Genomic DNA, 18,380 nt, shown 5'->3' with positions numbered 1-18,380 from the left:
TCGTGGAGGCGGGGGCGTGCGCGGGCGGCCGGAGCCGTCAGCGGCGGCCGTCGTGCAGCCGTCCGCTGCGTTCCCGGCCCCGGCGCAGATCGGCGCGGATGAGCCGGCTCACCGGGTCGAGCAGCCGGCGGGCCAGCTCCTCGATCTCCCCTCCGCTCAGCCGGTTCGCCGGAGCCGCGTCGGGGGCGTCCTCGGCCCCGGGCGCCGGTCCCGTCCGCTGCACGGCGGGCTTCGCCGGGGCGGCCTGCACGGGGACCCCGGTGATCCCGGCGTTCGCCGCCGCCCGCTGGACCGCCTGCGCCCGGGTCTCCGGACGGCCCGCTCCGGTCTTCGGCGCGGACGCGCGGGCCGGCAACCGTACGGCGGGGGGCGGCGGCGGACCGCCGGACGCGGCACCCATGGCGGGGGCCGGCGGACCGGCGGTGTCAGGTCCCCCCGGCAGCGCCAGCCGCTGTACGGGTGCGGCGTCCGCCGACCGGGCGGCGGCGGGTGGATGCGGCCGGACCACGGGCACGGCGCGCGGGGCGGGGGCGATGCGGGCGGCGGTCGTGGGCCCGGGGGCCGCCGACGGTGTCTCCGGCCGGGGGGAGCGGACACGCGGGAGCGGCCCGTCCGGAACGCCCGGAGCGGTGACGACGCGCTGCACGACAGGGGCCGGGCCCGGGGCCGGGGCAGAGGCGTGAGCCGGTGCGGGGGCCCGCCCGGCGGCCGGAGGCTCGACGGGCCGCTGCCGCTGTGCGTCGGGAAGGGCGGGTGCGGGGGCGGACGTCGTTGCGCGTCCGGGCCGTCGGACGAGTCGCTGGAGGACGCCCCCGCTGGACGCTCCGGCGCCGGGTGCGGCGGCGGGCTTCGGGGCGCGGCCGGGTTCGCGCCCGGCGCTCTGACCGGTGGGCGCTGCGCCGGGGGCCGGGGCTGCGGCGGAGGAACTGCGCCGGGGGGCGGGGCGCGCGGCAGCCGCGCGCTGGACCGCCGCGCCCGCCGTCGTACCGGAGGAAGCCGACGGTCCGGCACCGGAGACCGGTCCTCCTCCTCCGGTACGTCCGGCGTCGGCGTCCGGCCGCCGTACGTCGCGCCGCCAGGTCGCCGCCACGACCGGGCGCGCGGTGCCGCCGCCGGCCGTGGCCGCCGGAGGTGCCGAGAACCCCTCGGCGGAACCGGTGTTCACCGTCAGGGCGCGGCTCGGGAGCAGGGTCCGTGAGCGCCGGCCCGCCGGCGGCGGGGCCAGAACGCCGGGGCCGGAGCCCTGGACCGCCGTGCGGGGCCGGTCGACCGGCCGGATGCGTACCGGGGCGGCGGGAGCGGCGGAGGCCGACCCCGTCCGCGTACCGGCGGCACCGCCGGGGGCTGCCGCGCGCTGGACGGGGGCGGCTCCGGGCGGGGGCGTGGCGGTGGCAGGTGCGGCAGGCGGTGCGGCAGCCGACCGTACGGGCAGGGCGGAGGGCCCGTCCCCCGGCGGCGCCGGTGCGGGGGTCGGGGTGACGGGGCCGGGGGCGGTCGCCGGTCCCTGGCCCGGGGCCCGGCCGGTGTCCGGCCGCATTCCGGCGGCGCGACGGTCGCCGAGCAGCGGCGCGTCGCCGCCGAGCCGGGCGGTCGGCGGCAGCGCGGGAAGCGGCGTCCCGATCCCGCCCCGCGCGCGGGCTCGTGCGCCGCCGGAAGCGTCGGGCCCCGGGGCCGGGGCCCGCCGTACCGGAGGGGAGGGCTCGGACGACTGCGACGGTCCGGACGGCAGGGCAGGCCGGACGAGTGGGGCCGGCGGGGACGAGGAAGGTGACGGGCCCGGCTGAGCCGGTCGGTGGGTGGCATCCGGTGACGGCTGCCGCCCCGCCGGGGGCTTCGCCGGACCGACTGAGGGAGTCGTGGGCGATGCGGGCGTTGCGGCCGCAGGGCTCGGCGGGTCCGACGCCTGGCGCTGGAGCACCGGCAGGTCCGCCGCGGGGTGCCCGGTCGAGGGGGCGGACGGGACGACGCCCGCCGGTCCTTCGGCACCGGCCGGCCTGGCTCCGGCGGGCATCTCGCGCAGGGGCTTTCCCAGGGCCGGGCGTACCACCTCGGAGGGGGACCCTCCGGGGGCTCGGTCGAGAGACGGGCCGTCACGGTCCGGCGTGACCGGGCCCGTACGGTCCGGACCGCTCCGCTCCTCGGACACGGCGCGCTGGACGGCTGCCGGTGTGGACGGTGCGGACGGTGCGGTGGAGGCGGAAGGGGCGGGCGTGGGAGGCACCAGGCCGGCGATCTGCCGCAGCGGCATCGCCGGACGCCGGGCGACGGTCAGCGGCGGGGCGATCCGCTGCGGACGCACGGCCGCCGGGCGCGGAAGCGGGCGGGCGGCGGCCGCGGCCGACTCCCCGGCCCCGAGCGTCGACCGCGGGGAAGCCGCCGAGGCGGTTCCCGAAGGCCCGGCCGAACCGGGCGAGGGTGACGGGGCCGAGGAGCCGGCCGCGGACGCCGCTCCGGACGGTGACGCGGACCGGGACGCGCCGGCCGACCCGGACGAGGATGCGGGCAGGGGCGCGTTCGCGTGCCCCGAGGAGGCCGCCGGGCCCGAGGCCTTCGCGGACGCCGACGTGCCCGACGAGGACCGGGACCCGGACGTTGAACCGCCCGGCGACGATGACCGGGACAGGGACCCGGAACCACCCGACGACGTCCGGCTCCCGCGAGAGTCCGTCGCCCCGACCGACCGCTGGACCGGTGGCGAGGCAGGGCCCGGCCGACCCGCCCCCGTACCCGCACCGCGTACGGCCTTCCGCCCCGCGGAGGCGGGCGGCAGGTCCGACCTGGGCTCGGGGGACTCGGCGGGGTCGTCGGCACCCGAGGGCCGGACGGCGCGGAGCAGCAACGGCCCGCCGGGGGAGGGCTGCGACGAGGTCCGCGCGGAGCCCGGGCGGGCGACGCCGTGGATGAGGCCGACCGGGGCCGACGGCAGGACGGCGTGGCCGAGTTCGCCGCCGAGGGCCGGGTTCTGCCAGGAGGCCAGCCGCGAGCGGAACCGCAGCCCGTCGCTCACACCGATCGACGACCGGGCGACGGTCACCGACGGCGGGGCCACCCGCCGCCACCCGCCGTCCCAGCCACCGTCGTCGCCGCCCCCGGACCCGCCGGTCGAGGGACCGGAAGCGGAAGCGTCACCGGAACCGGAAGCGGCGGGCGGGACCGGAGCGGACACGGCGGCCCCGGCAGGTGCGTCGGCATGCTCGCCCCCGCCGGCGCTCCCGCCCACGCCCTCCGGTGAGGGCGTGCCGGACCGCTGCCGGTCCGTCCGGCGCAGCCAGTCCCCGAACCCCACACGATCACCCGCCTTCGTTGACGCGGGTGTTGATCCGCGCTATCTCCCGCACCCACTGCTGACGCTCCGCGTGGGTGAGGTCGAGAATGTCCTCACGCTGCCAATGGAAGTGGTAGGCGACGTACGCGATCTCCTCCCGCAGCCGGGGAAGCGCGTACGTCACGATTCCCCCAGGCGCCCACCCGAGAGGTCCACCTCGAACGACCCGTGGCACAGCGGGCAGGTCACCGCGGCATGCGTGTGGCCCTCGCTGTTGATCCGCCGGTAGAAGTCCTGGAGGAACGCCACGTCGGTCGCGTACATCCGCTCGACGATCCCGGCGTGGACGTCGGTGAGCGGGCCGAGCTGGGTGATCACCTGGCTCAGCAGCACCACGGACAGGTACGCCGGGTTCTCCTTCACCCGCAGGTCGATCTGCGGGCGCAGTTCGTCCCGGGCCGTCGCGAGCCGCATGGTGCCGCTCCGGTGCACCTGGCCCTCGTCGTCGACGTACCCGCGCGGCAGCTCGAAGGCGAACTCCGTCTGCAGCGTGTCCCGTTCACGGGTACGGGCGGGAGCGGGAGCGGGCGCGGCGGTCTCCTCGCGCCCTGCGGGGGCCGCGGCGAGGTGGTCGAGGACTTCTTCGAGCCCGGCGCCCGGCGTAACGGTCCGGCGCCTCATTCGACCACGATCTCCTCGAAGGTGATGGTCACCGTCTCGGTCGCCGCGCTGGACTCACCGGCCTTGAGGGAGGGGCCCTCCCACTTGGAGGCCCAGCCCTGCATCAGCTGGATGCGGCGGACGGTCTCACCGGTCGAGTCCTTGATCTCGATGGTGAGGTTCTGCCGGGCGGTGTCGACGGCCCCGTTGTTCAGGGTCTCCTTGATCCAGGTGGTGAACTCGCTGCTCTGGTCGAGCCCACGGGTGATCGTCACCTCGCCCGCCTGGCGGGCGCCCGGCTGCTTGCGGATGATCTGCTTGCCCTCGGCGGTCACCTGACGGACCTCGACGACTTCTTCCTCGACGGTCAGGCCGCTGATCTCCTGGATGGACTCCACGAGATAGCCGCCGAGCTGAACGCCGAAGACGTGGGTGGAAAGAGCGTCGCCCTCTGCCATGGCTGTGTGTCACCTGTTCTTGTCGTTAGGGAAGATTGAGGGGTGCGGGAGGACCGCGCGGTCACTCGTCGACGAGGCTGGTGCTGTCCGAGAACTGCGAGAGCCGGAAGATCACGAACTCCGCGGGCTTCACCGGGGCCACCCCGATCTCGCAGACGACCTGACCGAGGTCGATCGACTCCTGCGGGTTGTTGCTCCGGTCGCACCGGACGTAGAACGCCTCCTCGGCCGTGCGGCCGAACAGCGCGCCGCGTCGCCACTCCTCGGTGAGGAACGCGGTGACGTTGCGCCGGATGCTCGACCACAGGCGGTCGTCGTTCGGCTCGAACACCACCCACTGGGTACCCAGGAGGATCGACTCCTCCAGGTAGTTGAAGAGGCGGCGCACGTTCAGGTAGCGCCAGGCCGGGTCGGAGGAGAGGGTGCGCGCGCCCCAGATACGGATGCCGCGGCCGGGGAAGGCGCGTACGCAGTTCACGCCGATCGGGTTGAGGAGGTCCTGCTCGCCCTTGCTGAGCCGGATCTCCAGGTCCACCGCACCCCGGATGACCTCGTTGGCGGGGGCCTTGTGGACGCCGCGCTCGCCGTCGCTGCGCGCCCAGACACCGGCCACGTGACCGCTCGGCGGGACCAGGGAGTTGCGGCCGCTCGCCGGGTCGAAGACCTTGACCCACGGGTAGTAGAGAGCCGCGTAACGGGAGTCGTAACCGGCGTCCTCGTTACGCCAGGTGCGTACCCGCTGGGCGTTCATGCCGGGCGGGGTGTCCAGGACGGCGACCCGGTCGCCCATCTGCTCGCAGTGCGAGATGACCGCGAGCTGCACGGTCTTGACGCCCTCGGCGTCGATGTCCCCGCGCTGGAAGGCGCTCATCAGGTCCGGGACGGCGACCATCGTGATCTCGTCGATCGCTTCGAGGCCGGCGAACCCGGTCCGCGCGGAGGCGTCGCCGACGTACTCCGAGGCGTCCAGCCGGGCCACACCGGAGCCGGGCGCGCCCGACGCCGCGGGGGCGAGGGCCACGGTCTGCTTCTCGGGGCGGCTCTGCGCCGTGCCGGGCTGCTCGGTGACCTGGACCAGCTTGGAGTCGCGAGCCTGGGTGACCAGGTAGCCCTTGACGTTCTTGCGGGTGGAGACGTCGTACGTCTCGGCCACCTTGCCGGCCTGGCGGACCAGCAGCCGGAAACGGTCCTCCGGGGGGTTCTCGCCCTCGGCGTCGGCGATCTCCACGGAGAGGTCGGCGCCCGTGCCGGGCTTGGCGGCGACCAGGAACCCGCCGAGTGCGACGGGTGCGGGGGCCTGGGCGACCGCGCCCCTGCCCGCGCCATCCGCGCCCTCCGAGCCCTGGGCGGGACCGCCGATGCGCACGATGTAGGCCGCGCCGCCGCCGTTGGCGAAGAAGCCGTAGACGGCGTGCGCCAGATAGGTGTCGGCGGTGAACGCGCCGAACGTCTGGACGTACTGGTCCCAGTTGGTCACCAGCGTCGGCTGGTGGAAGGGGCCCGTCCCGGCGAAGCCGACGAAGGCTGCGACCGCGGTGCCGACCCCTTCGATGGGCCGTGCTCCGGACTGCACCTCCTCCACGTAAACACCGGGGGTGAGGTACGACGGCATGCTCGCTCCTTCTGGACGGTCACTCGATCACCGCCCAGTCTTGACCGGCCGCCCGGGCGGGGAGTAGGCCCGGGAGTCCTCGGCACAGGGCAACGAAACTGCCCTTTCCGGGCTCCCGTACGCCGGGTGGCACTGCCCTGGGCGGTCCGCGCGGAACGTGCGCCCTATTCGTGGTCGCCGGCGCGCAATCCGCCCGCCCGCGTGAAGAGAACGAGAACACCGTGTTACGGAACAGCTCAACCCGGCAGCGGGGGCCGGGGGATTGACGGAAAGGCCGGACGGCGCGCCGGGGACCCCCTGTGTTTGGTATCTCTTTTTCCCGGTAAACCGTCGACGGTCGATAGCCGTCCGGGGGTGCAGGCGAAACGCTCCGAGGTGATGTGATTCGGCCAGAATGCGCCGAGAAGGCAGGCGCATTCGGTCGGGTTCGGACGCGGGAAACGGGCGCGAAGACGCTCCGAACGGGCACCCCTCGACCTTCACCGAACCGTCAGAACCAGTCCTGAGCTGGCCCGTTCGTGCCCGCGGCCAGCGGAAGCGGATATTCTTCCGGTGCTGTCGCCGCCGCGGGCGACCGAACTGGTCGAGACCTCTGGTGCATCCGGGAGGACGAATCCGCCATCGCCCGGCACGCCGGGTTTCCTCTCGGCAGGGTTTCTGCTGTTGTCTCGTCGAGAGGCGAAGCAGAGCGCTCGGCGTCGCTTTTTCTCTCGTGTCTTCTATCGTGCGAGATCGCTCAGTACGCCGCTGACATTCAGAACCTGATGGCACCCGGAAGCCTGTGTCCCGGTGGCCGGAGTGCCGGGCTTGGCACAGGTGACGGAAGCGGTGACGGTGGCGTTCTCCGGAACCTGAATGGGGGTGACCCAGTGATAGTCCTGGTTGCGGAAGGTTTCCAGAGCGATCGTCGTGATCTTGCGCTCTCCGAAGGAGATCGTCACGACGCCCTCGTCGCCCTGGAAGTTCGCCACCACGATGTCGGTGACGCCGAACACCTTCCCGGCCGGCACCTTGTAGGCGCCCTCCTCCGTGGCCCCCGCCCGGGTCTGCACGTCGATGGTCTCGGACGCCTGCCGGCCCGCTCCGCCGGTTCCGCCGTTGCCGCCGCCCCCGCCGCCCGGGCCGGAACCGCCGCCACCGGGTCCCGTTCCGTCCGGACCCGTTCCCTCTCCCTGACCGCCTGCCGGATTCTCCGCACCGCCGGGCGGGGTCGACCCCTGCTCCTTGCCCCGCTCGGTCTCCTCCTGCGCGGCCTTCGCCCCGGCCTGCTTGGCCGTGCTCTGCACCGCGGGCCGCACCAGGGCGAACCATGCGAGCAGCAGCGCCAGCAGCGCCGCCAGCACGATCAGCAGCCACTTGGGCAGCACGGGTATCTGGGCGAACTCCCCGGGCAGCGGCTCGGATCCACCGGATGGCACGGCCTCGGCCTCGACGGCCTTGGACTCGGCGTCCGCTTCGGCGGCCTCGGTCGCCAGCACCTCGAACGGCCAGGTGACGGGCTCGCCGAAACAGATCAGCTTCCGGGCCCGGACCTTCAGCCGGACCTCCGCCGACTCGCCCGGCTCCAGCCGCTTCCTGTCCGGTGCGAAGGCGAGGCGCAGGTCCTCCCCGTCCTGCCTGCCCGCGAGGGCCACGTCGACCGGGGTGTTCCCCCTGTTCTGCACGGCGGTACGGAACCGGGCGCCCAGCCAGCCCCGGCGGCGGCGCGGCTCCAGCTCGGTGCGCAGCTCGTGGAAGGGCTCCACGGTCACCGTGGACTCGGGAACCACGACCGACTCGGGCCGCTCCGCGGGCAGCACCCGCACGGCCAGGGGGGTTTCGCCCGCCCGGACCTCGTGGGAGCGGGGCGGGGCGAAGGTGAGGGTCACCGTCTCGGAGGTGCCCGGGTACAGCGACACACGCGCCGGCTCGACGGTGGTCCAGGCCGCGCAGTCGCCGACCACTTCGAGGGTGTAGGCCTCGACGATGTCGCCGTCGTTGCGCACGGTCAGGGTGGTCGTCGCGGTACCGCCCGGCGACACCGTCACCGTGGGGCTTTCGAGTTCGGCAGATGTGGTCACTCTGCGACGGTAGGCCGCCCGCACCGCCCGGCAGCAGAGACGCGAGGGCAACAAGCGGGCAGGGGTGGTGCCCCGCGGGCCCACCGGGACGATGTCCCCGCGCCCCCACCACGGGCCCGCGCTCCCTGCCCCGGCCGGCGATGAGGGCGATACGAGCACCAGCAGGCATATCGGGCTGAAATACCTGAGGAAGACGGGCACGGAACGATGACGACGATCACGGACACGACGACGAGCACGGCCGCACGCGGGCAGTCCCGCAGGCCGGACGCGGCGGACCGCCGCACGGCCGGCCCCGGGGGAGCGCCCGGGGGCAGGGTCTCCGTGGCGGTGTACGCGGAGGACCTGATCCTGCAGACCGGGATGATCCACCAACTGCGCGTGCGCCCCGAGATAGAACTGCTGCCGGAGGCCGAGGCGGACCGGGCGCAGGTCTCCCTGGTCGTGGTGGACACGGTGGGCGAGTCCACCGTCCAGCTCCTGCACCGCCTCCAGCGCAACACCTCCACCCGTACCGGACTGGTCGTCGGGTTCTTCGAGTCGGGCGCTCTCCAGACCATGATCGAGTGCGGGGTCGCCGCCGTCCTCCGGCGCGGCGAGGCCGACCAGGACCGGCTCGTCCACCTGGTGCGCGCGATGGCCAACGGGGAAGGCGTCCTGCCGGGCGATCTGCTCGGCAAGCTCCTCGACCACGTCAGCTCCCTCCAGCGGACGGTCCTCGACCCGCGCGGGCTCACCCTGTCCACGCTCACCGCGCGCGAGGCGGAGATGATCCGGCTGGTCTCGGAGGGCTGCGACACCGCGGAGATCGCCCGGAAGACCTCGTACTCGGAACGCACCGTCAAGAACGTGCTGCACGAGGTCGCGACCCGCCTGGAACTGCGCAACCGGGCCCACGCGGTGGGCTACGCGATGCGGCACGGGCTGATCTGAGGGACGGCCGGGCGGGACGGGGCGGCTGCGCGGCCGCCCCGGCCCGGGGCGCCGGTCACCCGCCGCAAAGGGCAGCGGTCCCTTCCCCCGCTCCGGGTACTCGCGGCCTGTCCTTCGCCCCCGCGCGGGGGCGAAGCTGGCCGGTGGAGAGTCATCGACAGACTGTGAGGTGGGCCGTGACCGGCACTGCTGGCCCGGCGAAGCATTCCCGGCTGGGCCGACTGACCGGTGCGGCGGTGCTGTTGGCGCCGCTGCTGCTGGTCGGCTCGGCCGCCGCACCGGACGGGGCGGGCGAGGCCGTCGCCGCCGTGGCGGACGCCGACCCGGCCCAGGCGGGGCGCATCGCCTTCGCCGGTACCGATCACCGCAGCCTCGGGCGGGCGAACGACCAGGACACCACCGACCCGCTGTTCGGCGACGGGCCCGCCCACTACGACCAGGACCCCTCCGCCCGCGGTGACGTCCTGGTCTTCACCAGCCTGCGCGACAGCGCCAAGCCCCAGGTGTACGTGCGCGGCGCGGACGGGTCCGTTCGCCGCCTCACCACCGACCGGGACGCGGCCCGCCCCGAACTCTCCCCGGACGGACGGACCGTCGTCTTCGACTCCGCCGAGCCCGGACCCGGTGGAACGGTCCAGCGCGACCTGTGGTCGGTCGGCGTCGACGGCTCGAACCTGCGGCGGCTCACCGACACCGCCGACAACGAGGAGTCCCCGACCTGGTCCCCGGACGGCACGCGGATCGCGTACGCCTGCGACGGCGACGCGGTGCTTGGCTGGCAGATATACGCGCGGGACGTCGCCGGCGGCCCGCAGACCCGGATCAGCGACGCACCGGCCGGTGACGCCACCGAGCCGTCCTGGAACCCTGGCGCCGACCCCGCCGACCGGAACATCGTCGCGTACACCCTCACCACCAACCCCGACCCGAACGTCGACGACGGCACCGAACTGCGTGCCACCGAGGGGCTCGGCACCGACCGGCCGCTGCTGGCCGGCGGGCACGCCGAGTGGGGCACCCGCTCGGCCTCCTGGCTGCCCGACGGCAAGAAGGTCGTCTTCCTCAGCCCCTACCACACCTGCGGCTGCGACGACTTCGACCACGTCTACCGGGTGACCGCCTTCGACGGCAACCCGCCCGAGCAACTGGTCGACGAGAACCGCGAGGTCGGGCCGCCCACCTGGTTCCCCCTGGCCGGGACCGTCGTCGTCCCCCGGATCACCCCGGACCCCGAGACCGTCAGGAAGCCGGACGAAGTTCTGTCCGCCGCATGGATGGTGACACTCCAGGACGTGCGCCAGGACGGCTCCGACCCCCGCGACCTGGGCCTCACGATCCTCAAAGAGGACCCGGCGGCCCGCACCAACGACGACGCGGCCGTGGACCCCCTGTTCAACCCGGGCGCGGGCTACGACCCGTGGACCGAGCGGCAGAGCTACACCCCCGACGGCCGCCGCATCGTCGTCACCCGCTTCGAGGACACCGACGCCGGACGGATCGAGCGGATCTGGATGACCGACGCCGACGGGAGAAACGCGGCGGTGCTGCCGCTCGCCGGACGCGGCGCGAACGACTGGGACACCGACCCCGCCTTCTCGCCCGACGGCACCAAGCTCGTGTTCACCCGCACCTCGCCCGGCGGCACCGGCGACGCGGCGGGCCCGAGCCGCATCCTCATCGCCGACGTCGCCAGCGGCGAGATCCTCGACGAGGTCCGGCCGCCCGCGGACCAGGAGACCGGCGGGGACGCCCAGCCGACCTGGTCCTCCGACGGGGCCAACCTGGCCTTCACGCGTAACCAGACCATCAACGGCAACGGCGGCAACAAGCACATCTGGGTGGCGCCGGTCGCCGACCTCGGCAGCCAGCGGGACCTGAGCGCCACCATCTGCCCCGGCGCCTGCGAGGTCATCGACGACAGCCCCGCGTTCTCCCCGGACGGCCTGAAGGTGGCCTTCAACCGCAAGGACGGCGGCGGCCGGGTCAACCAGCAGGCCGGCGTCCTCGTCAAGCCCCTGAGCGGCGGAGGCTGCCGGGTCGTGCTGCCCTCCGTCCAGAAGGACAACCCGGCCGGCTGCGACCTGCCCATCCCGGACACCTCCGCGACCGGCCCTCACCAGCCCCGCGACGTGGCCTGGACCCCCGGCGGCGACAAGCTCGTCTTCACCGCGCGCCGGGAACTCGCCCCCAACTCCATGGAACAGCTCTCCGTCCTCGACATCGCCTCCGGCGACCTGGCCCCCGTCGACAACGCGCACGCCGGACGGCAGAAGGAGCCCGCCCTCCAGCAGTCCGTCGACCTCTCGCTGACCGCGCCGCCCACCCAGCCCGCCGTGGAGGTCGGCTCCGACACCGAGGTGACCATCACCGTCACCAACCGGGGGCCCGCCCCATCGCCCGGCACCACCCTCACCGTCGATGCCCCGCCCGGCGTACGGCTGGAGGAGCTGACCACCGACGCCGGAACCTGCGCCCCCGGCACCCCCCAGTGCGCCCTCGGCATCGTGCCGCCCGGCGCCGACGTGGAGATCACCGCCCGGCTGACGGGCGTCACCACCGGCATCCAGCGCGTCAACTGGTCCGTCACCGGGGCCGTCATCGACCCCAACCCCACGGACAACGCCACCGGCACGATCGTCCCGGTCGAGGACGCCCCGCCGCCGACCCCGCCCCCGACGACGCCCCCGCCGTCCCCGACCCCTCCTCCGACGACCCCGGCGCCCACCCCGCCGCCCACGACCACCCCGCCCCCGCCGCCGGCCCCGGCGCCCCCGCCGCCCGCGCCCGAGGCCGGACCCGCCGTCACCGTGCGCGCCCAGCCCAGCCCCGGCTACGTCGGCGGCAAGGTCGTGGTGACGTACACCGTGCGCAACGGGAGGAACGCCCTGGCCACCGGGCTCCGGCTGGACCTCGGGCTGCCCCGCGGCATACCCGCCGGAGCGCTCCCGGCGGGCTGCACCGCCGGGGCCTGCACGCTTCCCGACCTCGCGCCCCGGGCGTCCACGGTCATCAGCGTCGTCCTCTCGCCCGACCGGGCGCTCCGCACGACGATCACCGCGTCGCTCACCACCACCGGCACCGACGCCGACCTCCGCGACAACGTCGACCGGATCCCGCTGCGCATCCTCCAGCCCCGCATCGTCGCGGTGCCCAAGATCGGCAAGCCCGGCTTCGTCACCTCCGTGCGCGGCAAGGACTTCCCGCCCGGCGCGCCCGTCACCCTCAGCTGGAAGCCCGGGATCACCGCCGCCGCGGCCCCGACCCGGCCGCTGGGCGACGGCACGTTCATCGCCCAGCTCCTCATCCTGGCCAAGGACCGGACCGGGCCGCGCGACATCACCGCGAAGGGCCCCGGCTTCAGCCCCGTGAAGACGGACTTCCTCGTGGTGCTCGGCACGATCACCCCGCCCGACGAGGTGATCCGCCGATGATCCACGAAGTCGACGAGGGGATCCGGCTGCTGCTCGCCGAGTCCGGCCTGGAGGACAGCGGTGTCGACCTGGTCTTCGACGCACCGACGAAGGACTGGTCCGCCCGCCGCAACGCCCCGACCATCAGCGTCTTCCTGCACGGCATCCGCGAGGACGCCGGCCGTCGGCGCACCGGCACGGCGGAGAGGCACGACGAGGAGGGCGTGGTCATCGGGTGGCGGACCCCGCCGCGCTGGTTCGAGCTGACCTATCTGGTCACCGCCTGGACCAACCGCCCGCAGGACGAACACCGCCTGCTCTCCGAGGTGTTGCGCACGCTCGTCCGCTCCGACGTGCTCCCCGCCCGGATGCACACCGGCAGCCTCGCCGAACTCGGACTGACCGTGGAGCTGGAGGCGGCGGGCCCCGGAGCCGGCGGCCCGTCCGCCTCCGACGTCTGGTCCGCCCTCGGCGGCGAGCTGAAGGCCGCCATCGACCTCCGGGTCCTCGCACCGCTGGCCGGCGAACGCACCGCCGCGGGGCCGCCGGTCACCGAGGGCCTCGTCATGAAGGCCGCACCACACCTGGACGGCGACGCCGAGGGCCCCGGCCGCAGGCTGCGCTACGACGGAGCGGCCGACCCGGGCGGGCAGGGCTTCGCCGCACCCCGGGAGCGACGACTGCCGCCCGGCCGACGCAAGCGGGGGAACGCCGCACGATGACCCTGGCACCCCAACAGACGGACAGGAACGTCTCCTTGGCCGACGTCGAGGAACTCTGGAAGCGGCTCGGCCGCGTCGAACAACGGGTCCGGGAAGCCGTCGCGGCCCGCCGGGCCGTCGACCCGGATCCCGATGACCCCTACCGGGGCCAGTACCTCACCCCCGAGGGCGCGGCCCGCGTCCTGGAGACCCGCGACGCGTTCACGCCCGTACCGGCGTACGGGGACGGGGCGCCGTCCCACAGGGAAGGGGGCAGGCTCGGCCGACTGGCCGAACGCTTCGGTCTCACCCCGCCGGACGTCGAACTCCTGCTGGTGGCCCTCGCTCCGGACATCGACACCCGGTTCGAGCGGCTGTACGGCTATCTCAACGACGACCTCACCCGCCGCCGGCCCACCATCGGTCTGGCCCTGGAACTCTGCGGGCTGCCCGCCGCCGGCTCCGGCCGCTTCCGGTTCTCCCCGGCCGCCCCACTCGTCGCGGGCGGCCTGCTGGAGATCACCGAGCGCGAACGTCCGTTGCTCTCAAGGCTGTTGAGGGTGCCGGACCGGGTCGCCGCGCATCTCCTCGGCGACGACGAGACCGACGGCCGGCTGCGCGGGATCGTCCGGGAGGCCGAGCAGGCGACGGAGCCGGACGAGCGGCCCGAGGTCCCCCGGGTCGCGGCCGTACTCGGCACCGGCAGCGGCCTGGTGCACCTGCTCGACCGGGGCGGCGACCCGCAGGGCCTCGCGGTCGACGCACTGCACGCCGCAGGACGCCGCCCGCTCGTCGTCGACATCGCCGCCCTCGCCACCGCACCCGAACCGGCCGCGCTCGTCGCGGCGTTGGCGACCGAGGCCCGCCTCGACCGGGCCGGGGTGGTCCTCGGCCCGCTCGAAACGCTCGCCCCCGAACGCCCCGAAGGGGCCCGGCTGCTAGGGTCCCTGTGCGCGGCGCTCGGCTCCACGCCCCTGATCGCGTACGGGAAGAAGAACTGGGACCCGCTGTGGACCGCGGAGAGCCCGGTGCCCGTCACCGTCCCGCCCCCCGGCCCCGACGGCATGGCGCGGCAGTGGCGGCGGGCGCTCGCCGACGCGGGCCGGTCGGTCGGCCTGTCCGCCGCGCACGCCGCCGCCGACGACGCGCTCGTCGAGGCGGCCGCCGCCTACCGGCTCGACTCCGGACAGCTGCGCCGGGCCGCGACCGTGGCGTCCCGGCTGGCCGTCCTCGGGCCCCGGCCGGTGACCCCCGAGGACCTGCGGGCGGCGGTCCGCGCGCAGAACGGCGCGGGCCTGGAGCGGCTCGCCCGCCGCATCGAGCCCGGCGTCGGCTGGGACGACCTGGTGCTGCCCCCGGCCACCCGTACGCAGCTCTCCGAACTCGCCCTGCGCGCCCGCCACCGCGAGACGGTCCTCGGCCGGTGGCGGATGCGGCCGGGCGGCGGCCGGGGGAGGGGCGTCATCGCCCTGTTCGCCGGGGAGTCCGGCACCGGCAAGACCATGTCCGCCGAGGTGGTCGCCGCCGAACTGGGCATGGAGCTCTACGTGGTGGACCTGTCCACGGTGGTCGACAAGTACATCGGGGAGACCGAGAAGAACCTGGAGCGGATCTTCGTCGAGGCGTCCGACGTCAACGGCATCCTGCTGTTCGACGAGGCCGACGCGATCTTCGGCAAGCGCTCCCAGGTCCAGGACTCGCACGACAAGCACGCCAACATGGAGTCGGCCTACCTCCTCCAGCGCATGGAGTCCTTCGACGGCATCGCCGTGCTCACCACCAACCTCCGGGCCAACCTGGATGAGGCCTTCACCCGCCGCATCGACGTGATCGCCGAGTTCCCGATGCCCGACGTCCGCCAGCGCCTGGCCCTGTGGGACCGCTGCCTGGGACCGGCGATCCCGCGCGACGCCACGCTCGACCTGGAGTTCTGCGCGGACCGCTTCGAGCTGGCCGGCGGCTCGATCCGGGCCTGCGCGGTGACCGCCGCCTACCTCGCGGCCGAATCCGGCAGCCCGCTGACGATGGACCAGCTCGTCTCGGCGGTGCTGCAGGAGTACCGGAAGCTGGGGCGGCTGGTGCTGGAGAGCGAGTTCGGGCCCTGGCTGGCGAAGGAACGGGCGCGCGCCGGACGGTGACCCGCGCGGGGGGTGAAGCGCGTCACCGCCCCCCGGACCCGTACGGGAATCCGCGCCCGTGCCCGTGAGCCGTCAGAACTCCACCGCGTCGCGGATCAGCGGGCAGGTCATGCAGTGCCCGCCGCCCCGGCCCCGGCCCAGCTCCGCGCCGACGATCGTGATCACCTCCACCCCCGCCCGCCGCAGCAGGGCGTTGGTCTGGGTGTTGCGGTCGTAGGTGAAGACCACACCGGGCTCCAGGGCCACCGCGTTGTTGCCGCTGTCCCACTGCTGGCGCTCGGAGGCGTAGATATCGCCGCCCGTCTCGATCACCCGCAGCTGGGGCAGGCCCAGGGCGCGGGCCACGACCTCGGTGAACGGCGTCGGCCCCTCGTCGGTGATCTCGATCCCGGGCGCCCGGTCCGAGGGCCGCAGCGAGAACGTGTGGACGCCGTCCATGATGCGCGGGTACAGCGTGACGATGTCCCGGTCCGCGAAGGTGAACACCGTGTCGAGGTGCATCGCCGAGCGCAGCTTCGGCATCCCGGCGACGATGACGTGCTCGGCCGCCCCCTGCGCGAACAGCGCCGCCGCGACCTGGGTGATCGCCTGGCGGGAGGTCCGTTCGCTCATGCCCATGAGGACGACGCCGTCGCCGACCGGCATGATGTCCCCGCCCTCGAACGTGGCCCGCCCCCAGTCCTTCTCCGGGTCGCCCCACCAGATCGTGGAGCCCCGGAAGTCGGGGTGGAAGGTGTAGACCGCCTTCATCAGCAGGGTCTCGTCGTGCCGGGCGGGCCAGTAGAGCGGGTTCAGCGTCACCCCGCTGTAGAGCCAGCAGGTGGTGTCCCGGGTGTAGAGGGTGTTGGGGAGCGGCGGCATCAGGTACTCCCGCCCGCCGGTGCCCTCCCGCGCCAGGCCCACGTACGCCGAACGGAACTCCTCCGGAAGGTCGGCGATGGCCAGTCCGCCGATCAGGTGGTCGGCCAGCCGGCGCGGCGTCAGGGTGTCGAGGAAGGCCCGGGTGTCGTCGACCAGGCCGAGGCCCACCTCGTTCGCGTCGATCTTCCGGTCGAGCAGCCAGGACCTGGCCTCGGGGATCTCCATGGTGGCGGCGAGCAGCGCGTGCAGCTCGACGACCTCCACGCCCCGGTCGGTGAGCTGGGCGACGAAGTCGGCGTGGTCCCGCTGGGCGTTCTCCACCCACATCACGTCGTCGAACAGCAGATCGTCGGAGTTGGTCGGGGTCAGCCGGCGGTGGGCCATCCCGGGGGCGCACACCAGGACCTTGCGCAGCCGCCCCACTTCGGAGTGGACGCCGAGGGCGGAATCGGGGGCGGTACGTGTCACGTTGGGCCTTTCACTCGGTGTGGGCGACGGGGCGACGGGGTACGGGCGCTCAGAGTTCGATCCAGCCGGCGGCGAGGGCCGCGATCCCGACCGCCGCACCGACGACCGACACCGCGCAGATCGCCGCCTCGCCGGGCGAGAAGAGCCTGCGCCCCTGCTCCCTGCGGGACTTGACGAAGAGGAAGGTCGCCGGGGCGTAGAGGATGAGGGAGACGAGGACGAACTTCGGCCCGGCCGCGTACAGCAGGAACGCGGTGTAGAGCGTCGCCACCACGGCGATCACCAGCTCGCGCCGGGTGGTGCGCCCCACCGCGCCCCAGCGCTCCGGCCGGGCCGCGGCCTTCACCGCGAAGCCGGCGGCCAGCAGGAACGGGATCAGGCTCAGCGCGCTGGTCAGATCGAGGGCGAAGGAGAACGCGTCGTCGGAGAAGAGCGTCACGACGAGCACGACCTGGCTCAGGCAGGTGGTCAGGAGCAGCGCGTTCTCGGGCACGTCCGCGGCCGTCGACCGCCCCAGGAAGCGCGGCATGTCCTTGTCCCGGGCGGCGACGAAGAGGACCTCGGCGGCCATCAGCGTCCAGGCGAGGTAGGCGCCGAGCACGGCCACGATCAGGCCGACGCTGATGAAGACCTTCCCCCACGTCCCGACGGCCGACTCCAGCACCTCGGCCATCGACGGCTGCCGCAGCTCGGCGATCTCGGCCATCGGCAGCAGCCCGTAACTGACGATCGTGACGGAGGCGAAGACGGCGAACACGCTCAGGAAGCCCAGGATCGTGGCCCGGCCGACGTCCTCGCGGCGCTGGGCGTGGCGCGAGTAGACGCTGGCCCCCTCGACCCCGAGGAAGACGAAGACGGTGGCGAGCATGGTGCCCCGGACCTGGTCGAAGAGGGTGCCGGCCTCGTCGATCCCGCTGAAGTTGTCGGCGAAGACGGACGGTTCGAAGAAGAACAGCGCGAGCACGACGAAGAAGAGGATGGGCACGATCTTCGCCACGGTGACGATCCGGTTGATCGCCGCCGCTTCCTTCACACCCCGCCGGATGAGCAGGAAGAACCCCCACAGCCCCACGGAGGAGACGACCACCGCCGTCACGGTGTCGCCGTCGCCGAGCACGGGCGCCACCGCGCCGACCGTCGACATGATGAGCACCCAGTAGGTGACGTTGCCGACGCAGGCGCTGGCCCAGTAGCCGAAGGCGGAGAAGAAGCCGAGGTATTCGCCGAAGCCCGCCTTCGCGTACGCGTAGACCCCGGCGTCCAGGTCCGGCCGGCGGACGGCGAGCGCCTGGAAGACGAAGGCGAGCATCAGCATGCCCGTCCCGGCGACCGCCCAGGCGATCAGGGCCCCCGCGACCCCGGTCTCCTGCGCGAACCGCCGCGGCAGCGAGAAGACTCCGGCCCCGACCATCGAGCCGACCACCATCGCGGTCAGGGTCAGGAGCGTCAGTTTGGCGGCCGGTCGCGGCGGGGCCTCGGGATGGCTCATGGTTTCCCTCGTCGATACGGTCATCGGCCAACCAGGGAAAGCTAGCAATACATCGGGCGTTTTGTCCCGGAATGGGAGCCGAGGGCCCCTCGGTCGCGGGGGTGGCGGTGAAGGGCCTCGGCGGCCGCGTCACGCGTCGGTTCTCACGGAGGGCGGGTGTGCGGCCGGGGGGCGGGTGCGCGACCGCGGGACGCCCGCCCGGCCTCGCGAGCGCCCCCCGGCCGACCGGAGGTCATGCCCTGGGCCTGGTTTCCGGAGAGGTGCGCGCGGAAAACCTCCCCGTGGCCGCGAGCCGGCCCGCCGCGCGTCCGTGGGCAGTCCGCTA

General features: G+C 74.1%; 12 protein-coding genes. 4 read left to right on the top strand and 8 right to left on the bottom strand.

All coding sequences use genetic code 11. The features are described from left to right. Positions 1 to 37: 37 nt before the first annotated feature. The 6 genes from ACFWRV_RS18400 to ACFWRV_RS18375 all read right to left on the bottom strand — a co-directional run bounded on the left by ACFWRV_RS18400 (position 38) and on the right by ACFWRV_RS18375 (position 8,022). Positions 38 to 1,537 (bottom strand): hypothetical protein, encoded by a 1,500-nt coding sequence (locus ACFWRV_RS18400; RefSeq protein ID WP_384335636.1) that lies wholly within the window; start codon positions 1,535 to 1,537, stop codon positions 38 to 40. A gap of 1,753 nt (positions 1,538 to 3,290) precedes the next feature. Further along, on the bottom strand, positions 3,291 to 3,449 hold the full coding sequence (locus tag ACFWRV_RS18395) for a DUF6760 family protein (RefSeq protein WP_018492281.1): 159 nt from the start codon (positions 3,447 to 3,449) through the stop codon (positions 3,291 to 3,293). Further along, positions 3,446 to 3,946 carry a hypothetical protein gene (locus tag ACFWRV_RS18390; protein ID WP_384335633.1) on the bottom strand — a complete coding sequence of 167 codons (501 nt, stop codon included), beginning with the start codon at positions 3,944 to 3,946 and terminating at the stop codon, positions 3,446 to 3,448. The genes ACFWRV_RS18395 and ACFWRV_RS18390 overlap by 4 nt, the downstream gene beginning before the upstream one ends. Beyond that, entirely contained in the window at positions 3,943 to 4,383 is a 441-nt protein-coding gene (locus ACFWRV_RS18385; protein WP_084749514.1) for a phage tail protein, read from the bottom strand. The genes ACFWRV_RS18390 and ACFWRV_RS18385 overlap by 4 nt, the downstream gene beginning before the upstream one ends. 61 nt (positions 4,384 to 4,444) lie before the next feature. Continuing rightward, positions 4,445 to 5,995, bottom strand: a complete 1,551-nt coding sequence (locus tag ACFWRV_RS18380; protein ID WP_384335630.1) for a phage tail sheath family protein — start codon at positions 5,993 to 5,995, stop codon at positions 4,445 to 4,447. A gap of 719 nt (positions 5,996 to 6,714) precedes the next feature. Continuing rightward, positions 6,715 to 8,022 carry a hydrolytic protein gene (locus tag ACFWRV_RS18375; RefSeq protein WP_384335682.1) on the bottom strand — a complete coding sequence of 436 codons (1,308 nt, stop codon included), beginning with the start codon at positions 8,020 to 8,022 and terminating at the stop codon, positions 6,715 to 6,717. Between the two features lie 240 nt (positions 8,023 to 8,262). Here ACFWRV_RS18375 and ACFWRV_RS18370 point away from each other — a divergent pair, with 240 nt between their 5' ends. The 4 genes from ACFWRV_RS18370 (at position 8,263) to ACFWRV_RS18355 (ending at position 15,237) form a co-directional block, all read left to right on the top strand. After that, positions 8,263 to 8,988 carry a response regulator transcription factor gene (locus ACFWRV_RS18370; RefSeq protein ID WP_384335627.1) on the top strand — a complete coding sequence of 242 codons (726 nt, stop codon included), beginning with the start codon at positions 8,263 to 8,265 and terminating at the stop codon, positions 8,986 to 8,988. A gap of 176 nt (positions 8,989 to 9,164) precedes the next feature. Next, a complete protein-coding gene (locus ACFWRV_RS18365; RefSeq protein ID WP_384335624.1) occupies positions 9,165 to 12,419 on the top strand; it encodes a hypothetical protein in 3,255 nt (1,084 codons plus the stop codon). Continuing rightward, complete coding sequence (locus ACFWRV_RS18360; RefSeq protein WP_384335621.1) at positions 12,416 to 13,120, top strand: DUF4255 domain-containing protein; 705 nt, start codon at positions 12,416 to 12,418, stop codon at positions 13,118 to 13,120. Before ACFWRV_RS18365 ends, ACFWRV_RS18360 begins: the two co-directional genes overlap by 4 nt. Next, the gene (locus ACFWRV_RS18355) at positions 13,117 to 15,237 is read left to right on the top strand and encodes an ATP-binding protein (protein ID WP_384335618.1); all 2,121 of its coding nucleotides are present in this window, start codon (positions 13,117 to 13,119) and stop codon (positions 15,235 to 15,237) included. The genes ACFWRV_RS18360 and ACFWRV_RS18355 overlap by 4 nt, the downstream gene beginning before the upstream one ends. Positions 15,238 to 15,309: 72 nt before the next feature. Here ACFWRV_RS18355 and ACFWRV_RS18350 read toward each other — a convergent pair whose 3' ends face one another. Then, positions 15,310 to 16,566, bottom strand: a complete 1,257-nt coding sequence (locus tag ACFWRV_RS18350; RefSeq protein WP_384335615.1) for an arginine deiminase — start codon at positions 16,564 to 16,566, stop codon at positions 15,310 to 15,312. A gap of 49 nt (positions 16,567 to 16,615) precedes the next feature. Continuing rightward, positions 16,616 to 18,055, bottom strand: coding sequence for a basic amino acid/polyamine antiporter (locus ACFWRV_RS18345; protein WP_384335612.1), 1,440 nt, complete (start codon positions 18,053 to 18,055; stop codon positions 16,616 to 16,618). Positions 18,056 to 18,380 lie beyond the last annotated feature (325 nt).

It is taken from the genome of Streptomyces sp. NPDC058576, from assembly GCF_042718715.1.
Lineage (GTDB): Bacteria > Actinomycetota > Actinomycetes > Streptomycetales > Streptomycetaceae > Streptomyces.
Note: the sequence above shows the minus strand (reverse complement) of the source record. Positions and strands in the feature narration are given on the sequence as shown.

Excerpts from the sequence above, each read along its gene's own strand:
- ACFWRV_RS18400 (WP_384335636.1), bottom strand. The coding sequence starts at position 1,537 with ATGCGGCCGGACACCGGCCGGGCCCCGGGCCAGGGACCGGCGACCGCC.
- ACFWRV_RS18390 (WP_384335633.1), bottom strand. The coding sequence starts at position 3,946 with ATGAGGCGCCGGACCGTTACGCCGGGCGCCGGGCTCGAAGAAGTCCTC.
- ACFWRV_RS18385 (WP_084749514.1), bottom strand. The coding sequence starts at position 4,383 with ATGGCAGAGGGCGACGCTCTTTCCACCCACGTCTTCGGCGTTCAGCTC.
- ACFWRV_RS18380 (WP_384335630.1), bottom strand. The coding sequence starts at position 5,995 with ATGCCGTCGTACCTCACCCCCGGTGTTTACGTGGAGGAGGTGCAGTCC.
- ACFWRV_RS18370 (WP_384335627.1), top strand. The coding sequence starts at position 8,263 with ATGACGACGATCACGGACACGACGACGAGCACGGCCGCACGCGGGCAG.
- ACFWRV_RS18360 (WP_384335621.1), top strand. The coding sequence starts at position 12,416 with ATGATCCACGAAGTCGACGAGGGGATCCGGCTGCTGCTCGCCGAGTCC.
- ACFWRV_RS18355 (WP_384335618.1), top strand. The coding sequence starts at position 13,117 with ATGACCCTGGCACCCCAACAGACGGACAGGAACGTCTCCTTGGCCGAC.
- ACFWRV_RS18345 (WP_384335612.1), bottom strand. The coding sequence starts at position 18,055 with ATGAGCCATCCCGAGGCCCCGCCGCGACCGGCCGCCAAACTGACGCTC.